Source organism: Siccibacter colletis (genome assembly GCF_000696575.1).
GTDB classification, from domain to species: Bacteria; Pseudomonadota; Gammaproteobacteria; order Enterobacterales; family Enterobacteriaceae; genus Siccibacter; species Siccibacter colletis.
The window spans coordinates 1-17940 of record NZ_JMSQ01000039.1 but is presented as its reverse complement, the minus strand read 5'-3'; the positions used below and the strand labels follow the sequence as shown (position 1 = coordinate 17940).

Genomic DNA, 17940 nt, shown 5'->3' with positions numbered 1-17940 from the left:
ACCGCCATAGCGACCCTGTGTGGTTTTGTTTGGTTATGGCGCGAATGCCTGTTCGAAGGTGAATGAGAGCTCTACAAAGCTCTCAGTGATCCACTTCGTAGCTACAGAGTCGGCTCGCACGCGGAACAGCTTTTTGTCACCCCACGGGTCTGTCCACCAGAATGAGACGGTCACGTGAGACGCCAAAAACGTTCTCACCTCTGCAATATCGCTGACGTTACCTCTTCGGCTAAGCGTCCATGTTGCTGCAGCAGTGTTAATACCTGCAGATGACACCTGCTTATAGCCATCACCAAACTGAGACTGAAGAGTGGCAACATTAATACTTTCGCTGCCACCCACCAGAACACCCCAGGTGAATGTATCAATAGCCATATTCTGCTCCGTCAGGCCGGTCTGTATAGCATGCCGCCCGGTGATATTTCTTTCTTAAGACGGTCAGTGATAACCGTCTGAACGATGCCGGAAAGCTGCTGAGCGGTGTTAGCAGTGCTGGTATTGTTGGCCTCTCCAGAGTTACTTCCGCCTTCCTGAACAATTGTGACTGGCGCGTTAACTGTGATGTTGGCACCTGCGCCATTACCACCGCTCAGCATGCGAACCCCGAGTGAACCATCAGAAGAACGCGCAAGCGGCATGATCGCCTCAGGTCCAGCCTCACCAAACACTCCTGCGCCTTTGGCAAAAGCAAAGAACTGAGGCTTGTCATACACCCCGTTGCTGTAGCTGCTGAGAGAAGGCGAATCATAAACCCCGCCCTTGGCATTGAACTTCAGTCCTGCAGCGGCATTGTTATAAGCGCCTGAAGGGGTTGAGCCAACGGAGCCCGTAGCAGCAGATACCCCGGCAGAAAGCACCGATCCAAAGATACTTGAGCCAATTCCGGCTATAGCCTGCCGGGCCGCGATACGAGCCAGGTCGGATATTACTGAAGTGGCAAAGTCTTTGAATGACGCTTTCCCTGTGGTGGCAAACTTCACAATAGCATCTTCCATGCCGCTGAACGCGCTTGAGAACAGCTGCTGAGACATCGCAGACACGTTAGAAGCGCTATCCAGATATTCACGCCATGCTCGACTGGCTCCTGCAGAGAATGAACCACGAGCTTCATTCATGCGCTGAATGTGCTCGTCGTAGTTTCTCAGCTCTGTGGCTAGCCCTTCCTGCTGCAGGCGGATTTCCTCATCAATCTGCTGACGCGCAGCCTCACTCATTGCCATCGCCCTGTTCTGGCGCAGCTGAGTGATTTTGTCGTTGTAGGATTGCTCCAGAGAAAGCCGCTGTTGATACTGCTGCTGCTCATACTGGCTCATCCCTCCGGATGCCATGAACTCTTCGGCGCCGTACTGATTTGCTCTGTTAGCAATAGTGCGCTCGATATCAGCACGCGCACGCTCGATAGACAGGAGACGCTCACGGTTGGAAATTTGCTTTTCTATGGCGGCGTTCTGCTGGAGCTGGGCGGTGATCATCTCAGAGTTAGCCAGAAGCGACTTCTGGTCAGCGGTGAGTGTCTGCTTGTTCTTGATGTCGGCTAACTGCTGCTCCCACTTAATCAAGGCCTGCTGCTGGGTTCCTAATTTATCCGTGCTGCGAGACTGGTCCAGAAGCACCTGCTGCTGCTGGCGAAGGTTATCCAGCATCCGGGTGCCTGCATCTTCCGTGTAGGCCCTGCCTTTTGGTTTGGCTGGATCTTTGAAAATTTCATTTATACGGGATGTTCTTTTCTCATAATCGCTTAGGCTAATTACGCCAGCATCTAGGTATTTCTTCTCCTGTGCTAAGGCTTTTGCTCTCTTTTCAGCTGCTGTGGTTAATTTTTCACCTTCCCTTTCCGCCTGTTGCCTTAACGAAATTCTTTTTTGCTCTGATTCGTTATATTTGCTTATCGCCTCATTAAGAACGCCTTCAGTTGTTATTTGAGACTGAAGAGCGTCTCTGCGTTTTATCATGTCGGGAAGGTTGTAACCGTTAGAGTTAGCTTTAAATCTATTCCAGAGGCCACCTTCAGCTTGCATTTTTTGGGCTTCTTCAATGCTTCCATTTAATGTTGCAAGTTTATCGGAATCTGTTTGTGGCCTGCCAACATCAAGCATCGCATCCCATGCGCTTTTTGCTGCGCCTGTGACGCTATTCCATGCTCTCTCAAGCGCTCCCAAATTCTCTCTAATATCTCTTGCTCGTTGCTGCATAGTGGTGGCATAGGCTTCGGTTGCTATTCTTGAAGCTTCTTGCTGATTCCCTTCGTCTTGCAGTGCCTTTATCTGGCTGTAGGTTGCCAGTGTAAGAAAATGGTACTGGTCATTGAGTTTGGAAATAGCAGCAACTGGATTTGAGGCAATGCTATTGAAATCATCAACTAACTTATCAGTGGCTATCCCTGTGGCTTTTCCGGTTTCAACAATTGAAGAAGTAACTCTCTCCAGTGAGTCACTGGCCACCTTCCCAGATGACACCAATAAATTCAGAGTTGATGCTGCCATCCCTGTGGTTGAATTAGTCGCGACAGATACTCTGGCAGCGATATCAGCCAATTGATCAGCAGTTTTCCCGGCCAGATTACCATTCAAGGTTAAAGACTTATAAAACTCATCCTGCTCTTGAGAACCTTTGTAATAGGCCAGCCCTAATGTACCTACAGCTGCGGCTGCCAGCGTGAATGGGTTGATAAGGCCTGTAACATATGTGCCAAGAGCTTTTGCTGCAGGGACAATTCCCCCGAACATATCCTTTAGCTGCCCGCCCTGCTGAAGAAGGACGGTCAATGGAGCCTGGCCACTTGCAAGGCTGACAACAATATCTGTCATTTGAGCAGGGACCATGCGCATGTTAGCGGCGGTTTGTTTGGCGGTCATACCGGTTCTGCTCAACTGCTCATTGAATCCGGTAAGCTTGTTCCTCGTGTCCTCAATTTGCTTTGAGTAAACAGCAAATGTATCGGCGTCTATCATGCCTTTACTTTTGTAACGAGCTAGATCTTGCTGTTGTTTATCAAGCCTATTGAGAGCTGCGTTGACAGGGTCGATTCGGTCAAGAAGCTCAGACAATGCCTGTTTTTCCTGATCCGTTGCTTTTGTCACCTTGCCAGCAGCTGCAGCGGCCCTCTCTCCTGCTCCAGTCATTTTTCCCAGCGCAGTAGTTAAACTATCAGCGTTTTTTTCCGCTCCAGTGCTGTCGATGATGATTGCTAACCGGGATTGCTGTTCTGGCATTTATCTTTCTCCGGGCAATAAAAAACCCCGCCGGAGCGAGGTTATTTTTATAAATTAGGTTATGGCGATACGTGATACCGCTCTTTGAAGTCAGACTCCATTTTTTCACACGCGCCAGCAATAAACCTTTTGGTTGCTTCGTCCACAGACTTTCTGTCGTAATCTTTCCAGCAAAGTTTTATTGCGTCACGTTTATCGTTTTTTTCCTGCTGCTCAGGCGATTGATCGCACCCTGTAATCAACAGTGCAATTGCAGTTGCAAATAATAATTTTTTCACTTCGCACCCCATCTGAGATATTTCCTGACATCGTATCAGGAACCGATCAGTTATCAACCGATGAGTTGGAACGTTGCGAGGAGTTGCGTGTTATGCCCTCCGAAGCGGGCAGAGTCTTTAAACGCCCGGGAGATAAAGCTGAACTTCCTTCGCCGCTCTTTCTCTTGCCGTGTGCAGTAGCTGCTTGCGTCCACCAGAACCCCATTTAGCCATCTGGCTGGCACAGCTACTGATGGCTTTTGTTTCGGTGTTGATGATGTGGTCTATTTTGTTGAGTCTTGACATAGCGCTAATTCCAAGTCTAACCACGGTGCGGAATACTTCGTAGACTTCAATCTCAAGCTCAGGCTTAATCCATGAGGCATAACGAATAGCCAAAATCTCGACGCCCCATACCCCTGACTCATCGCCACCCTTTGTAACCTTAAGTGGTTGATTTTGTTCCGAAGCACTTTTTAGTGCTTTGGCCTGCAACGCTTTGATAAAGCGCTTAACCTGCGCACTACGCAAAAATACGCTAGGCCTTTGTGATTCAGTGGCCTCTCCATTAGCAACTGCGGCTGCGTGAAGGTCGTTGAGGCTATATCGACCATCATTATCTACACGGACGCAAACACCATTTACGGATACGGTCGGGTATGTCATAGCGGGCTACCTTAAGAAAGCGAACCTGTCACACAGAAAAGCCGCCCCAAGAGGCCCGCCGGCACTAGCGGCAGTTCTCAGGATCGCTTTCTGTAAGGTTCTTGGATTATACAATGCGCGTGTGAAGCGCGGGGATTTGTGTTGCTATAGTGGGTGACGAAATAAAAAGCCCCGCGATTGCGAGGCTGATGTTGCCGCTATGAGCAGCGGCATTCTTCTTGGGGGTTGTGCAGTTATTGACGTTTTATGACCGAGTGCAGCAGGCCGCCGGGCTTCAGCGCGTTGCGGATGCCATCGTTTACTACTTCGTTTAATGTCTCTCGAATATCATCAGAAAGACGTGTTTTTGTAGCAGATGCGTTTGAGGTAGATATGCCTTCAGCGTGTGATTTACCATTGTGATTCACGTTCATCTTCACGGTGTAGTTCGCGGATGCTGCGCCATTTTCAATGAAGGCATCCTTGATATATATCTGCCCGTCCTTTACAGCAAATCCCGAGATATCTTCCATGGATTCTTTTATCTTTTTCGATAATCGGTGGAGCTTGATGCATTCAACGGCCTCAATAATTTCTTCAGGCGTGTAACTACCCTCGATTGCTACCCAGCGATCCTCCAGGAAGATAACGGCCTGCTTTTCACGTTCTGCATTGCCAAACTGTTCATAATGGCGAGCCAGCGCAGTATCGAGTGCATCTGCTATTTTTTTTTGAATAGCGTAATCACTACCGATTTTGTATCGGGGCAGATCTGCAATTTCATCCAGCGCATCTAAAGGGCTACCGATGTAATCACCAGCAGGAACACCAAAGCGCGTATTTACCAGATGCTTAATGGCAAACTTCTGCCCTTCAGAAGTCAGGAAGGTGAAGTAATTTTCCTTTTGATACTCCGTCGCGGTATGGCGTGTTTCAGCAAATCCCAGCTCTCGAAGCTCAGCAGCACCAGATTTAGCTGGCAGCTCACCAGACTGAAGCGCGCCACGGAAAAACAGCGCATACAGAACATCCGTCGCCGCACCGGATAACGTAATGATTTTCTGACCCATGATTTATTTCCTTTTAGATGTGAGCCTGTCGCACGGGACAGCCGTCCGAGAGAAAGCGACTCTCCCCAGGCTCACGACTGAAAGACTCTCTTTATTGCGCGTGCGATGCGCGGGAATTACTTCTTCTCTTGCTTCTCGCTGAACGCCTGCAACTCTGCGTCATCCAGCGCAAATATGGCCGCATCAAACTCTGAGCGGTCGATTAGTACGGGGCGGGAGGAAAGGTATTGCTCAATATCCCCCAGTGAGAGTGGCAGAGGTGATGCGGCCACGCCTGCGTAGTTGCGGGAACGTGATATTACTCGGTATGCCTCAATAATCTCGCCGGCCACAGAGTTAAGCTGAGGCTCCGGAGGTACGGGCTTCTTTAGCTTCTCGTATGTCCACCTCCGCTTTTCACCCTGTTCTCCGCCGAACTCAATCAGCCAGGACTGCGCTTCGAGGACTTTTTTACGGTGTCTTTGACTTGCTCCGCCTTCCCTTCGGCAATCTCTGCTGCTGTTGCCAGAATCTGCCAGTACAGCTCGGGTTGCTGCTTAATCAGCGCCACGCCTTTCTCAGGGGTATATTCGATCGCCTGTTCCTTGCCATCTACCACTTCACCCACGCCTTCCCATGCTCTCAGCAAATACCGGGCGCAGTTTTCAATGAGCAGGTCATCTACTGAATCGATGTCGCCTACTTCAGCCAGGCTAAAGTCAGGCGTTCCTACCTTCAGGGATGAGTCCATTTTGTCGATGTGGCGGCGAACCAACGCATTACGTGAGCGATACTGGTGATTATCCGCACTTGCCACTTTCAGGCGCAGGCCTTCAATGGGTTCAATCCAGCGTTCGCCGTTCAGGTCAATTCGGGGGTTAAGGATTAGCATTCATTCCTCTGAATATGAAAGCGGCCCACCATGAGGCAGGCCGTCAGGTTTAAGGAGCGGTTACGGTGATTGCAGTTGACCCGCTATATTCACGAACACGGGCGGTGATGGTTGCCGTGCCTTCTTTAACGCGAGTCACCTGAGCCGCTTTCTGACCGGTAGATGCAACGGCCGCTACCGATGGGTCCGAGGACTCCCACGTCACAGTGTCGGTGGCACCTGCCGGGGTAAGATTGGCAGTGAGCGTAACCGTTGAGCCTTCAGCGCCTGAAGATGTGGCAGGCGTTACCGTCATAGCAGTAGTTGGAATCGTTTCTGCTCGTGTGATGGTAGGGGGAACATCTGCGCCGGTAATGTTAAGCGTTACCTGAATGATTTCCGTGTTACCACCGTCCGGCCAGTCTCCATCCACCTGAACGGATGGCAGATTGAAGGTGTAGCTACCCTCATCGTTTTCCAGGGTGAAGCTGAACGGCATGGTTTCTCCAGATAACGACTTCTTCCATGCGATATAGGCCTCTTTGGACCACGACAGCGTGACGCTTCCTGATGGCGTGAAAGTAGTCGGAATATTAGCGCCAGCAAATGGGTTGCCAGTGCCAATACAGCGCTGCGTCTGAAGGTTGTTGTCGAACTGCAGGTTGAATGAATCAACACAGAATCCATCACCACCGTTTACGCCGTTCAGGCTGATGTTGGTCACCTGCTTGAAGGAGTAACGCATTTCGCCAGCGTTATCGACCGGGTCTGCGAAGTAACTGGTGCTGTCAGATTTCGAATCCCAGCCAAGACCCGCAAAGGTCACGGTAGCGGTAATATCTCCGTCGTTCGGGATTTCAATCTGGAAGGTGCCGACCTGAGCGCCCCGGGCAATGGATGCAACGCCGATATCCTCTGCGTAGGAAGCGACAGAAAAGGTGATGCGGTCATTGCCCATGGTTAGGGCGTTGTTGTTCCACTCAGCACCAAAACATGATGCAAGGAAGTCATCATGCTGACCCCAGCGGAACTTAGTGGACACGTCGCCGGTTACATCGACGGTACCGACTGACCGGCCCTGCGCCATGCGGGAGCCGCCAATCTCGTCATTGTCGATCATGCTCTGAGATGGGCCGAGGCCGAAGCTGCTACGCTTCAGTAGCTGCCAGTCTCCAGATGTCGGCGTGGTGCCGGGTGTTGTTTCTCGTTTATAGGCCGTTACGACCTTTGCGCCTGAGCTCACTTGAGCCTCCTTAAAGGTTAAGCGCCCTACACGGCGCGGTAAGGGATCTGGATATTCATTTGCGCCCATCCATCCGCCTCTCCGGCGTCAATGGCTGAGACTGCGAAGTAGTCAAGACGGCCGTCGGTTTTGAACTCGAACAGTTCACGAAGCTTGTCAGCCGTCTGCGTTAGAAGGAGTGAGCCAGTACCAGTGGGGACGAATATCTGAATGATGAGCATCCCTGTTCGATGAACTACCGGTCCGTTGCCTATCTCATTAGCTCCAGCAAGGCCGGGAATGTTTGTCAGACGCGCCCAGATGGATTTACCAGTCGGGTCATACGTCTTATCGTTCTGGTATCGCACATCACCAGAGGCAATAGCCGTCTGCGCCGTCATGCGTTTGATGACAGCGTTTCTGATTTCTTCGAGGGTCATTTGTAGGCCTGCGTTACACCGTGGAATGAGTTGGCATATACGCCGGTAGGCGCTTGTTTGGAGTGTCCGTTCTCCAGCCTCTCTGCATAAGGGAGGTTGTTCTGGATGTAGATGACTGAGTAGGGCTTACCTTGCGCTATAACAGCACTACCCTGCTGTATAGTCACCGCTCCTGATTGATCAATGGTTGAGAGCTGGCTGTAATCAGCGCCCCCTATGCTCACCTGATTGTTAGCGCGAAACCTTCCAGTATCGACTGGAGAGCGCTGCACAATATCAGTAAGAAGCGCCATTGAGATAATGCGCAACTTCTTACCTACCTCTTCCTCAATCAGCCCGGCAAACAAAAGCGGATCGTTATCCCAGGACTTAGCCATGTCACGATCTCCGCCACTTGCAAAGAATCCGCTCAGGGATGAATAGCACGGCGAAGATTAGCGGCCATAAAAGCGCGGCGATTACTCCGTAAATAGCCTTAAGCCATGCCGAGCCACCGTCCCTGATAAACAGCACAGAAATGAACTCGACAAGTCCGATAGGAAGTCCGCAAATTAAATAAAGCAAAAGAAATTGCATCACGCCCTCCGCAACTGAATGGAAAAAGTGGCCTGCGCCGGATCTGTTGCCGCCGTAATGACTTTGTAGCGTTGCTGTTCACCGGTAACTAGGTCAGGCGCGGTGATGATGTGATCGATCGTCGGCTTATCGGTAACTTCATTCGTCAGCGCGGTTAATTTCAGGTCGCCATGCAGGATGTTGACACCATCAATACGATTGAGGCTGTATTTCGACAACACGCCGCGCCCGGTGTAGGTCACTGCCGTCTCGCCGCCTGTCTCGGTCACGGGGTCCCAGCCTGACTGGATGACGTAGCGTCCGGTGAAGGCGTTAACAGCATCGGCAAGGTCGGTATCGAAAGCCTCGGCAATGTCGGTCTGTAGCTCGTCACGAATGCCCATCAGCGATACACCCTGAATGCGAGAGGATTGATGCGCCACTGCCCAAGCAGGGAGAGCGCGAGCTGAACATCTGCGGGAAGCAGCGATGTAGATGTTGCCTGCCCTGATGCATAGGTTTTGGAGACCTTAACGCCGTCGGCATCTACCGTTTTGCTCGTCAGCGAACCTGATTCAGTCTGCTGCTTATAGAGCGTGCCATCAGCTGCAGATTTAGCCAGGTAAGCACCGGCGGCAATGACATCTTGAGGGATAGCGTTGAGGTCAATGCCCTGCAGGTTCAGGCTGGTCATGTAGGCGTTAGCCTGAAGCACAGCAGCAGCCTTTTTATCCGGCGTCGTCCATTCGGTGCCAAGCACCCCGTCAACGTCTTCAACTGTCACGTAGGTTGTCATCTTGACTCCAGAATTAAGGGGCCGAAGCCCCCTTCGTTACTTGGTGGACTTAGTCGCTTTCTTGGCTTCGGAGTTTTCACCGCCGCCATTGTTCACCGCGCCTTCGTCTTTCGGTTCGCTGCGGACGTGATCAACGCCGCCTGTTTCGCCGACTGTTTCTGGGCCAACGGTAATATTGCCGTCACTGCCACCGAATCCCCACCTGGCTTTCTGGTTTGGGTCGATATAGTTGTCTTTTGCTACGGCCATAATGACCTCCTCATTAAGCCCCGGTTATCCGGGGCATGGTTGATTAGGCTGCGACAGTAGAAGTCACAAATGCCAGCGGAACCTGTTTACGGTCGAACTTGCGGTCCCAGTTGGTTGCCAGGGCCAGGTCAGCCCAGTTAGCAGATACCGGACGGGTAGTGGTCGGCGTTCCGGTAATCGTGGTGCTCAGGAACGAGTAGCCCAGAGGATGAATCACGAAGTTGCGACGTGTCCACAGGGTTTCGGTGCCGCCACCGTTACCGCGTGCAGGTTCGCGATCGTACTCAACGTCATCCTCACCCTGCTCTTCGGCATAGCCAAGTGCACCCGGACCGAAGATAACGGAGAGGTACTTAGCGTCTTCACCAGTGCCAATTACCGGCATGGAGTCGTCAACCACTACGCGCATACCCTGGAAGCGGCCAAACTCAGGAATCTGGTCAGCCAGCGGGGTAAAGTCGATCAGGTTGAGAATCTGAAGCTCGGTCTGCACGGCGGAGTGCATAGCGATCACGCTCAAGCCGCCCAACTGACCGGAGTAATCACCCATAGTAGCCTTGGCGCGGATGATTGCGGCTGCGTTGATAGTGCCGCCGGCATCAATGACCATGTCGCCGCCATCGTTCGCTACGTTGTCGTTGTAGATGCCGATAGTGGTTGCGATTGCGCGACGCTGTGCCTGACGCTGCCAGTAACTGGTCAGGCGAGAGGCCACGAATTCCAGCGGGTCCTGGTTGGTGATGTTTTTCACCAGATTCATCGCGTTCCATCCTTCGTTCAGGTATGCGGCGCGGGCCTGCATGCTGGCAGACGTTACAGACAGCGGAACAGCGATATCGGTGTAGACGTCGTTCGAGTAGTTAGGCTCGATAGACGCGTCCAGATCAACCCACCACGGAATGGTGAAGGTGTTTGACGGCGACGCCAGCAGAGTGCTCATATCGCTGTTATTGGTCAGGATGCCTGACTCAAAGAATGCGGTACGCTCAGCGGTGTTAACGCGCATGTAGTCGCGCAATTCGTCGCGGAATACGACGTCAGAAAGAATGGTTGGCATTGCTTAAATCCTTATTTAGATGCCTCATGCGCTTTCTTAAGGCGCTCATATTCGGCAGGGTTATCTTTGCGGAGCTGTACTCGCTCCATACCACGTAATTCCCCGAATGATTTGGTAACCCGGTCACCACTCTTAGGCGCGGCCCCGCCGCCACCTGCCTGACTGCCGCGCACGAGGGATGCGTAACGCGGTGAGGTTTCGAACTCACGCTGGAGATCGGCTAATGCGCTGACCGTCAGATTCCCTGAATCGTCAGTAACGCGCACCTGGCCTTCTGCCACTTTCAGTCGCTTAGCGATGAACTCTTTGAGGATGTCTGCGTTGTCACCATCTGCGATCGCCGTAGCAATACGTGTGGCTGCGAGATTGATGTCGCGCTGCTCGATGGACCGGCGAAGCTCTACCAGGCTGCTACGCTCGCGCTCAAGCTCAGCCTGAGAGCTTTGGAAGAGTTGTTGATAATTGCCTTCTGCTGCCAGCCGTTCTTCTTCTTTGCGTCGGGCTTCTTCTTCTGCAGCACGGCGACGCTCCTGCTCGGCTTTCTTTTCGGCCAGCAATTCATCACGCTGGCGCTTGAGACCGGAAACATCTTCCGGCTGCGGCAAACCTTCGATCTGGCAGATATAGACATCGCCCTGCAGCGCATACAGCGCCTGTTTGGCTTCATCGAGCTGAGCGAATTCCTCAGCGGTAAGCTGATACTTCAGAGTCATACATTCTCCTGAATGGATGTGTGCTGGCCCGGCCAGCGTTTAGATGTGATTTTTAGGCAATAAAAAAGGCCGCCTAAGCGACCTTGCAGGGTTCACTGCGATTGATTAGAGATCTAGAACACGTTTCTTTGCATATTCATAATATGCTCTTGCTTCTAAGAACGAATCAAAATTAGCCGCAACACCATCTTTATCAGGTGTTTCTGTCATGTAGGTCCTCACAGAGAATCCAACGACTGGATGGTCGCCTAATCCTTTGTCGTACTTACCAAGCAAGACGGAGAAGTGGCAGGTGTAATTACCAATGCTCTCGGCCTCTTGTATTTCTTCTTTCTCGATCCTTTCATCTTGCATTTCAAATAACATAAAAGCCCCTATTCGTTTCTGATTACAGCATTTCCAGAAACCAGAATAATGACTTTGTAAGGTTGTTACAGCCCTCCCAACTCAAAAGCATGGGGCTCTAGCCCCCTAAGTTGGTCGAGGGTGTACTCTTTGCCGTTGTCATCGACAAAGCGGTCGAGCGTCAGATCGCCTTTGCTGAATAGCTTGTAACGCGCTGGGCCAAGCACCTCTTTCTGGAATGCTGCAGGCTGTCTGGCAAGCCAGTCACCGTAGCTCGTCTTGCTGCTTACCTGCTCTACCCCATCAGGGCCGACAGATGGCCGAGTGCTGCCGGGAATCTCTCGCTGATACTCATCTTTGAGCACCGGCACTATTGACGACCGGCATCCCCAGTGAGCGGGCGGCTTAGGTCCATCCAGTGGGTAAACCTTCCTGTCACGAGCGCGGCATACCGGTGTGGTCCTGCTATCAAGCGTGGATATCCAGCGATGACCTTTGAGGATGTCTTCATTCTGCTTCAGCGTTTCCGCCCGGGCTGATGAAGCGACATGGTTGGTCACCGTGCGAACCAGTGAGCCAACCTGCTCCTCATGAGACACGCCGAGAGATGTCAGCCGCCGGACGATTTGACGCTGCGTCTCGCCAAGCGATGAGCCGATAGCAATTTCGCTCAGGATGTCCGCCGTTTTCTTACTACCAAACTGTGAGAGCGCCCCGGCAATGTTAATAGCCTGCCTGCGAGAGCCGACAGCAAGCTCCAGAGGGTCAGCTAGTACAGCAGCGGCTATCATCTCAGGCGATGGCTCAGCGAGCTTTACAGATGCCTTAACGATGCGACCAAGTAATTTGCTGTTGAAGCTGAACTCGTACTGTGCAAACTCGCCGAGGTCCAGCCATTGCTGCTCGCTCATCTCGCCATAAATCGCGCCGAGGTCTTTCCTGAGCGTTTCAATCTGGCGCTGATATCGAGCGGTGGCGTACTGGCTTAACCCCTCGTTAACGGTCTCTTTGGCTCGCTTGATGGCCTTGCGGATAAACTTTGTTGCTTTACCTGCAAGACCAGACCCAAAGCGCTGAACATAGACCTGATGGCGCGTGGCGGCGTCTGTGGTGTAACCGTCTGCGCTCATGGTAAGTCCTTACGCATTGCTTTCAGAGAGTTTCTGCTTCAATAGGTAGCCTTCAAGCGTCCAGATTTTATTGATGGCGTTCTCGCGAGCAATCTTTCGGCCGATTTCTGCATCGTAATTTTCCGGGCTAGCGCAGGCACTCTCACCGGTTACGGTAAAGCCGTTTCGAAGTACGATGACGCAAATGGTAAGAAGGCTCAGTGACTGAATAGTTAACTCATGCTGTGCATTGCCTTGCGCCGCTAAATGGTCAGTCCAGTGAACGCTATCGCCTGGCACAATATACATTTCTTCGGCAATAAGGCTCTCGATGTGGCTTGGCGTGACTCGCGGCGCAGTTTTTCCTTTATCCTGAATTTCCTGCTCTATATCTTTGTCGCTCATAGCTATCCCTCAGTGACGGAATTGGTTTCGTTTGATATTTCTTCACCTTCAACTGGCGGCTCATTCTCTCGGTCTGCGTCAATGTCATCATCGTTACGGTCAGCCTCAACCCAGCCGGTCTGGCGAAGCTTGGTGCGGACGTCTGCTTTCGCAATAATGCCCTGCTGCCATGCCTGGATAAGTGCCAGCACATCCTGAGAGGTCAGCGTTGCGTCGAAGAACTCCTGATTCAGCCAGAAAACTGTGCCTTCTTCGTTTGCTGTGCCGGTCATATACAGCTCAGCATCCAGAATCGCCAGTTTCAGCGCCTCGCTGACGTTCCCGGCAATAGTGCCGAGTACGCTGTTGTCGCTGCTGTAGCGGATGCGAGCTGCTTCTGCCGTCTCCTGGCCTGACGTCTGCTGAACGATGCGAGCGCCAATCATCAGCATCTGGTTTTCTTTGTCGATCATCAGCGTGCGGGCCAGCTGCCCCTCTGAAGCCTGGACCATAGTCGCCGATCCGTTCTTGCCAAGACTGTAACCGCGCTTTGAGCCCACCTGAATGCCATTAGGGTTCCATTTCTGGAACTCTTCATGCTCGATATCGGTAGTGAAGAACACCGTTGGCTGACTGCTGATGAATCCTGACTCCTCCACCGTGGCGCTGTTGCCATAGTGGAGGATGTTCACCTCGGCCAGGTCTTCCAGTGGTGCCTTGTCGATGCGGGAATCGTTACTCTCTGCGCCGAAGAAGTGAAAAGGGATATGGTCGAATGCCTTCCCTGAGTAATCGGTGGGCCACACATCCAGAACAGGCTGTTCAGCATTCTCACCTTCACGCCATACACGATGGCGATACTTGCCATCTTCCAGAGTCAATGCCCGGTACTGATTCTTAACCTCAAACACGAACTCATCTTCGTTTTCGGTGTTATAGCATTCAGCCAGCACCACCATAGTGAGCTTGCGAACGCCATCAATGACGTCTTCCCGCCAGTTGATGATACTCAGGGCTTCGTAGATATGGATGTGAGCCCTGTCTCCTGCTGTCTGCGCTCGTGTTGGCCGCAGGCCTTCAGGCATCTCTTTGGTCGGGTAGTCCACGAAGAACCCGCCGCGCCCGGTGTCGAGGTCTTCACCTACAGCCTCTTTTGATAACTGCTCTAGGCTAGTTCCATCACCGCTGGCGTTCTCAATCAGATAGGCAACCGGCTCTGGCAGGTCGATCTCCGCAGTCTTGCGGAATACAGCACCAATCAACCCCTGACGCGTTCGCCCTGTGATGTTAAGGAACATTGCACGAGCAATAAGCGAATCATAATCAGCAAGGTTCTGCTCGCTTTCATTGGTGGGGTCAGGCATGGGTAAATATAACCTTCCCCGCTCTTTCACCGCCCTGCTGCCAGCCACACAGTCTTTGACAAGCTGCCATGACTTTTCGGCGTCGGCGTACTCTTTCCTTACGTTTTTGTAGTTAGCCATAGTCGCTTATCTTTTGAATTGAACCTGTACCGACTTCAGAACGTCGCGTTTTTTCTGTGTGACTGCGAAGTACCGGAAGCCATCGGATCCGTGTGATGTCCAGTCGTGAAGGGGCTTATCTTTCCAGCACCCGCGCTTGTCATCCCATTCCTTGCGGTAGCTCTCGAGAGCGTTCAGGCCTTCTTCGCATTTCACGTCATCAAAGACGCACCGTGGGAGGATTTCACGCACCTGCTCTATGCCGTCGTCAACGCCGAGCTTTGGCACCACCTGGAAGGTGATCGCATATCTACTGCCGTCGATTTCGTACCCTTCACGCGCCAGCTCTCTACGGGTCTTTGCGTCTGAGCCGAACTCACGGTTATCGATATCGTGCGGCCCCCAGTGAGCCGCATAGGTGTAGCCCTTATCCTTCAGCACCTTCATGTAATGGCGCAGGCCTTCACCACTGTTCTCGTAGTAGTCGATGACGTGATATTCCTCACCAACGATGCGAACGAACCAGATAGCTGTGGAGTCGCTGACCCCGATATCCCAGAAGGTGTGGACAGGCAGATGTGAGTTATCAGGCAGCGCACCGATGCGCTTCTGCTCGTAGAGCTTGCGGAACTGCTTCGCGTAGTACGCTCCTTCAACCGACTGCTGGAATGCTTCCGCAGGAATTGAGGGGTACTCACGCTTCATGTCATCGCCTAGCGTTTTCTCTTTGGCGTAATACCAGGCTCTCTGGCGATCGTTAAGATTTATGTCGTACTTCGCCTCAAGTTCAGCAAAATAATCGCTCAGGCGCTGCGGTAGCTCCTCTACGGGGTCAATTGCATAGAGGGCGTTCTTCCACCAACTGAAAAAGAAGAATTTCCAGTCTAGAGATGAGAGCAACTTGCCCTGTAGTTGTGCTTTCTCAGCCGACTGGCAGTAATCGAAGAAGTAGCCAGCCCGGCCTTCCGCAGTGCTTTCAATCGTCGTGAAACAGTCGCTTGATACAGCTTCAAAAGCGCCTGTGACAATCTCTCGCGCTTTGTCAGGGAACTTGGCGCAGATCTTCCCGAACTCGGAAACGTGCAGATAGCGCAGCGTACCGCCACGGAAAGATGTGCTGATATACAGCGAGCCGCCTTTCTTAAATACCAGCTCACCCGCTGCATCATTGCTCGCAGGGTTAGCAGCTTTGATTTCATCAGGGAGTCGGTCATAGGCGTATTTTATCTTCTCGCGGAAAAGACGTTTGGCGTCGTTCAGGGTATGGGCTATCAGTGCGCACTTCGCAGCTTCAAACAGCGCCGCGTCGAGCTGAATGATGCAAACCTCTGTGGTGAAGCCTAACTGGCGTGCTTTCAGAATCAGGTTGCGGGTATGCATGCCATCGAAGTATTCGAGCTGCTCCGGCGTCATCTGGAAGCGTACTGGCTTACCTTCTTTGTTGGTGATCCAGTAGAGGTGATTTAGTCGCCAGAGTTTATCTCGCAGAAGCTTGAGATGTTCTGGCCTCATGCTTACCCCTTCGACAGATCATCCATCAGGTCAGAAAGTTTCTTGGTGGCATCATCACCGGCAGGGCCGTCAATGTCGTATGCCTGACGCTCCAGGCCAATGAGTGTCTTCAGCGTGTCAGACAGGTCTTTCATCGACTTCACTCGCCCGGGCATGCTGATGACCTTTTGATAAATTTCATTGAGGCGATCTTGGCCTTTATCATCGGGCCGAAGCATCAACTCGCCGAGCTCATCCAGTGCGCCTAAATCTGCGCATTGCGCTTCAAGCTCACCAAAGAGCGAGCTGGCGATATTACGCGCTCTGCGAATGTCTCCGCGATGCTCCATGCGGACAGTGGCAATGACCTCAGCATTGGCCTCAATGAGTATCCGCTCGTTGGTAGCCGTTTCAGCGGATACCGCCCTGGATACCTCTCGTTTGGATACCAGTGCATCAGCCTTCGCCTTAATCTTTGCTTTAAGGTCTCGCTCCCATCCATCACGCTTAGCTCGCTTGTTGATAGCTCCGTGCGTAATGCCGTGCTGGGATGCGATTTCACGGATGGACAACAAGCCGGCACGGTAAGCCGACTCGATGGCCTCCCAGTCAGGCTTTGCCATATATTTCTCCTTTAACCATTATCAAGCGCCCCGGGAGAGGCGCTTTGTAATGGCAATAAAAAACCGCCCGGAGGCGGTTATTCGTAATGTTTTGACCAGTGTTTACTGCACTCTTCTATAGCTGAGCTTACATCTCTTGCCGCAGGGCGCCTCCGTGCTACAGCCGTCTGGAATCCGCCATTCATCTGCGGACCCAAGTGATTTAATGACACTTCATCACCAGTCCTGTGCCAGACACGATTCCCGTCAACCACTTTTTCGCGATAAACGTGGATGGAATCTATATTATTAGCCTGGCTCCCATCCGTCCTATATATTTCATAGCGAGTCAATTCCCCATCCTCGCCGCGGTAAATCAATGTTCTTTCCAATGTTAACTTGTCCATTTTCTGTCCTCTTTTTTTAGGTGAGGATCCAAATTAACATCAGATTTTTTTTGTCGGAAATATGTAACCAGTTTCGTGATGACCATCCAGGCATTTAGCAAATCTTGTGCGCGTTCTTTATCTCCATCACAACCTCACGCTGCAGCTTCCTGATTTCGTCGCGATGCCGGCGTTCCTGCTTCCAGTAAATCCAGAAGAAAAGCCACGTCATAAGCAGCGCTGCGATGCAGCCGCCGGAGATGATGTTGTAGATGGAGTAAGCACTCATTTGGCTTCCGTCGCGCAGTTAGCTTTCCACGTTTTGTTGTGGGTGAGGATGGCTCGCTTGGTGCGTTCATCCATGGTGAGAATGTCGGCCTCAGTAACAAGGATCGGCTTCACCCAGTTACAGGCAGTGTCGACCACAACGGTGTTATTTGTTGAGCCAGTCGGAGCGCAGCTCGTCGTCAACAGCGCTGCCAGGCATGCGAGTAACGGTGTCCTGAACATCAGCGGCCTCTTTGCTGGTTTTGGTCTGGCGCTCGGTAGCGGCCTGAGCCTGTTCGATTTTGGTTTTGGTTTCACGCTCGGTCGCGGCCTGTTCGGCTTTTCCCTTCCCCTTTGAGTGACCAATACCAAAGGCACCGGCAGCGATTGCTACCACTGCAAAGAAACCGGCGATCAGCATTTCAATGAAACTCATGATTTCTCTCCCGGGTTCATACCCGCGTCGATTTGCTGCTCTTTGATGTCTTTGTCGGATGCGAGCTTTTTAGCCCCAAGGTAGCCGGCAGTGCAGAAGCCGAAGTACAGTCCGAAAATCACGTCCGATAGCGTCCCCTGGTATGCCTGCCAGCCTACTGCGCAGCTGCACACCAGGAAGCCTAATGCGGCCTGCGTTCTGCTAAGAGATATTGTGCCGGCGCTACCACGCAGCATGCTGAAGACGTCCATCAGATTTCCACCCTGTCCAGCCAGCCCCACAGGAATTCCTCCTGCGATTGGTCGGCTTCCGCTATTTCAAGATAGCGCTGACCCTGAGTGCAATTGAGCGCCTTCAACAGCTTCGCTTCTGCTGCTGCATACCCGCGAAT

25 protein-coding genes are annotated in these 17940 nt (G+C 52.2%); all 25 read right to left on the bottom strand.

The window, feature by feature from the left end; all coding sequences use genetic code 11:
• Positions 1–33 precede the first annotated feature (33 nt).
• The 25 genes from ET34_RS0119010 to ET34_RS22170 all read right to left on the bottom strand — a co-directional run bounded on the left by ET34_RS0119010 (position 34) and on the right by ET34_RS22170 (position 17907).
• Positions 34–375, bottom strand: coding sequence for a phage tail protein (locus ET34_RS0119010; protein ID WP_031524701.1), 342 nt, complete (start codon positions 373–375; stop codon positions 34–36).
• Between the two features lie 11 nt (positions 376–386).
• Entirely contained in the window at positions 387–3212 is a 2826-nt protein-coding gene (locus ET34_RS0119005; protein ID WP_051640578.1) for a phage tail tape measure protein, read from the bottom strand.
• Between the two features lie 59 nt (positions 3213–3271).
• A complete protein-coding gene (locus ET34_RS0119000) occupies positions 3272–3490 on the bottom strand; it encodes a hypothetical protein (protein WP_152548422.1) in 219 nt (72 codons plus the stop codon).
• Between the two features lie 117 nt (positions 3491–3607).
• Positions 3608–4135, bottom strand: coding sequence for a KilA-N domain-containing protein (locus ET34_RS0118995; protein ID WP_031524695.1), 528 nt, complete (start codon positions 4133–4135; stop codon positions 3608–3610).
• 233 nt (positions 4136–4368) lie between these two features.
• The gene (locus ET34_RS23040; RefSeq protein ID WP_236633901.1) at positions 4369–5184 is read right to left on the bottom strand and encodes a hypothetical protein; all 816 of its coding nucleotides are present in this window, start codon (positions 5182–5184) and stop codon (positions 4369–4371) included.
• 421 nt (positions 5185–5605) lie between these two features.
• Positions 5606–6055, bottom strand: coding sequence for a hypothetical protein (locus ET34_RS0118980; protein WP_031524690.1), 450 nt, complete (start codon positions 6053–6055; stop codon positions 5606–5608).
• A 49-nt stretch (positions 6056–6104) separates the two neighbouring features.
• Positions 6105–7277 carry a phage tail tube protein gene (locus tag ET34_RS0118975; protein ID WP_031524688.1) on the bottom strand — a complete coding sequence of 391 codons (1173 nt, stop codon included), beginning with the start codon at positions 7275–7277 and terminating at the stop codon, positions 6105–6107.
• Positions 7278–7303: 26 nt separating this feature from the next.
• Positions 7304–7696 carry a phage tail terminator-like protein gene (locus ET34_RS0118970; RefSeq protein WP_031524686.1) on the bottom strand — a complete coding sequence of 131 codons (393 nt, stop codon included), beginning with the start codon at positions 7694–7696 and terminating at the stop codon, positions 7304–7306.
• Positions 7693–8073 carry a hypothetical protein gene (locus ET34_RS0118965; RefSeq protein ID WP_031524684.1) on the bottom strand — a complete coding sequence of 127 codons (381 nt, stop codon included), beginning with the start codon at positions 8071–8073 and terminating at the stop codon, positions 7693–7695. The genes ET34_RS0118970 and ET34_RS0118965 overlap by 4 nt, the downstream gene beginning before the upstream one ends.
• Positions 8074–8271: 198 nt before the next feature.
• Positions 8272–8655 (bottom strand): hypothetical protein, encoded by a 384-nt coding sequence (locus ET34_RS0118955; RefSeq protein WP_031524680.1) that lies wholly within the window; start codon positions 8653–8655, stop codon positions 8272–8274.
• On the bottom strand, positions 8655–9047 hold the full coding sequence (locus tag ET34_RS0118950; protein WP_031524678.1) for a hypothetical protein: 393 nt from the start codon (positions 9045–9047) through the stop codon (positions 8655–8657). Before ET34_RS0118950 ends, ET34_RS0118955 begins: the two co-directional genes overlap by 1 nt.
• 36 nt (positions 9048–9083) lie before the next feature.
• Positions 9084–9296, bottom strand: coding sequence for a hypothetical protein (locus tag ET34_RS0118945; protein WP_031524676.1), 213 nt, complete (start codon positions 9294–9296; stop codon positions 9084–9086).
• A 43-nt stretch (positions 9297–9339) separates the two neighbouring features.
• Entirely contained in the window at positions 9340–10353 is a 1014-nt protein-coding gene (locus ET34_RS0118940) for a hypothetical protein (RefSeq protein WP_031524674.1), read from the bottom strand.
• Positions 10354–10364: 11 nt separating this feature from the next.
• Positions 10365–11066, bottom strand: coding sequence for a hypothetical protein (locus ET34_RS0118935; RefSeq protein ID WP_051640577.1), 702 nt, complete (start codon positions 11064–11066; stop codon positions 10365–10367).
• A 105-nt stretch (positions 11067–11171) separates the two neighbouring features.
• A complete protein-coding gene (locus tag ET34_RS0118930; RefSeq protein ID WP_031524671.1) occupies positions 11172–11432 on the bottom strand; it encodes a hypothetical protein in 261 nt (86 codons plus the stop codon).
• Positions 11433–11497: 65 nt separating this feature from the next.
• Positions 11498–12541, bottom strand: coding sequence for a minor capsid protein (locus ET34_RS0118925; RefSeq protein WP_031524669.1), 1044 nt, complete (start codon positions 12539–12541; stop codon positions 11498–11500).
• A 9-nt stretch (positions 12542–12550) separates the two neighbouring features.
• Positions 12551–12925, bottom strand: a complete 375-nt coding sequence (locus ET34_RS0118920) for a Gp49 family protein (protein ID WP_031524668.1) — start codon at positions 12923–12925, stop codon at positions 12551–12553.
• 2 nt (positions 12926–12927) lie between these two features.
• Positions 12928–14388: a DUF4055 domain-containing protein gene (locus ET34_RS0118915; RefSeq protein WP_051640576.1), complete on the bottom strand. Its 1461-nt coding sequence runs from the start codon at positions 14386–14388 to the stop codon at positions 12928–12930.
• Between the two features lie 6 nt (positions 14389–14394).
• Positions 14395–15879, bottom strand: a complete 1485-nt coding sequence (locus ET34_RS0118910; protein ID WP_031524664.1) for a hypothetical protein — start codon at positions 15877–15879, stop codon at positions 14395–14397.
• A 2-nt stretch (positions 15880–15881) separates the two neighbouring features.
• The gene (locus ET34_RS0118905; protein WP_031524663.1) at positions 15882–16481 is read right to left on the bottom strand and encodes a hypothetical protein; all 600 of its coding nucleotides are present in this window, start codon (positions 16479–16481) and stop codon (positions 15882–15884) included.
• A gap of 480 nt (positions 16482–16961) precedes the next feature.
• Positions 16962–17135, bottom strand: coding sequence for a heme exporter protein CcmD (locus ET34_RS22815; protein WP_169738137.1), 174 nt, complete (start codon positions 17133–17135; stop codon positions 16962–16964).
• Entirely contained in the window at positions 17132–17272 is a 141-nt protein-coding gene (locus tag ET34_RS22810; RefSeq protein ID WP_169738136.1) for a hypothetical protein, read from the bottom strand. Before ET34_RS22810 ends, ET34_RS22815 begins: the two co-directional genes overlap by 4 nt.
• Positions 17273–17279: 7 nt before the next feature.
• A complete protein-coding gene (locus ET34_RS0118890; protein WP_031524661.1) occupies positions 17280–17549 on the bottom strand; it encodes a hypothetical protein in 270 nt (89 codons plus the stop codon).
• Complete coding sequence (locus ET34_RS0118885; RefSeq protein ID WP_152548421.1) at positions 17546–17830, bottom strand: hypothetical protein; 285 nt, start codon at positions 17828–17830, stop codon at positions 17546–17548. Before ET34_RS0118885 ends, ET34_RS0118890 begins: the two co-directional genes overlap by 4 nt.
• Entirely contained in the window at positions 17800–17907 is a 108-nt protein-coding gene (locus ET34_RS22170; protein ID WP_413783775.1) for a putative peptidoglycan-binding domain-containing protein, read from the bottom strand. Before ET34_RS22170 ends, ET34_RS0118885 begins: the two co-directional genes overlap by 31 nt.
• Between the last annotated feature and the right edge of the window lie 33 nt (positions 17908–17940).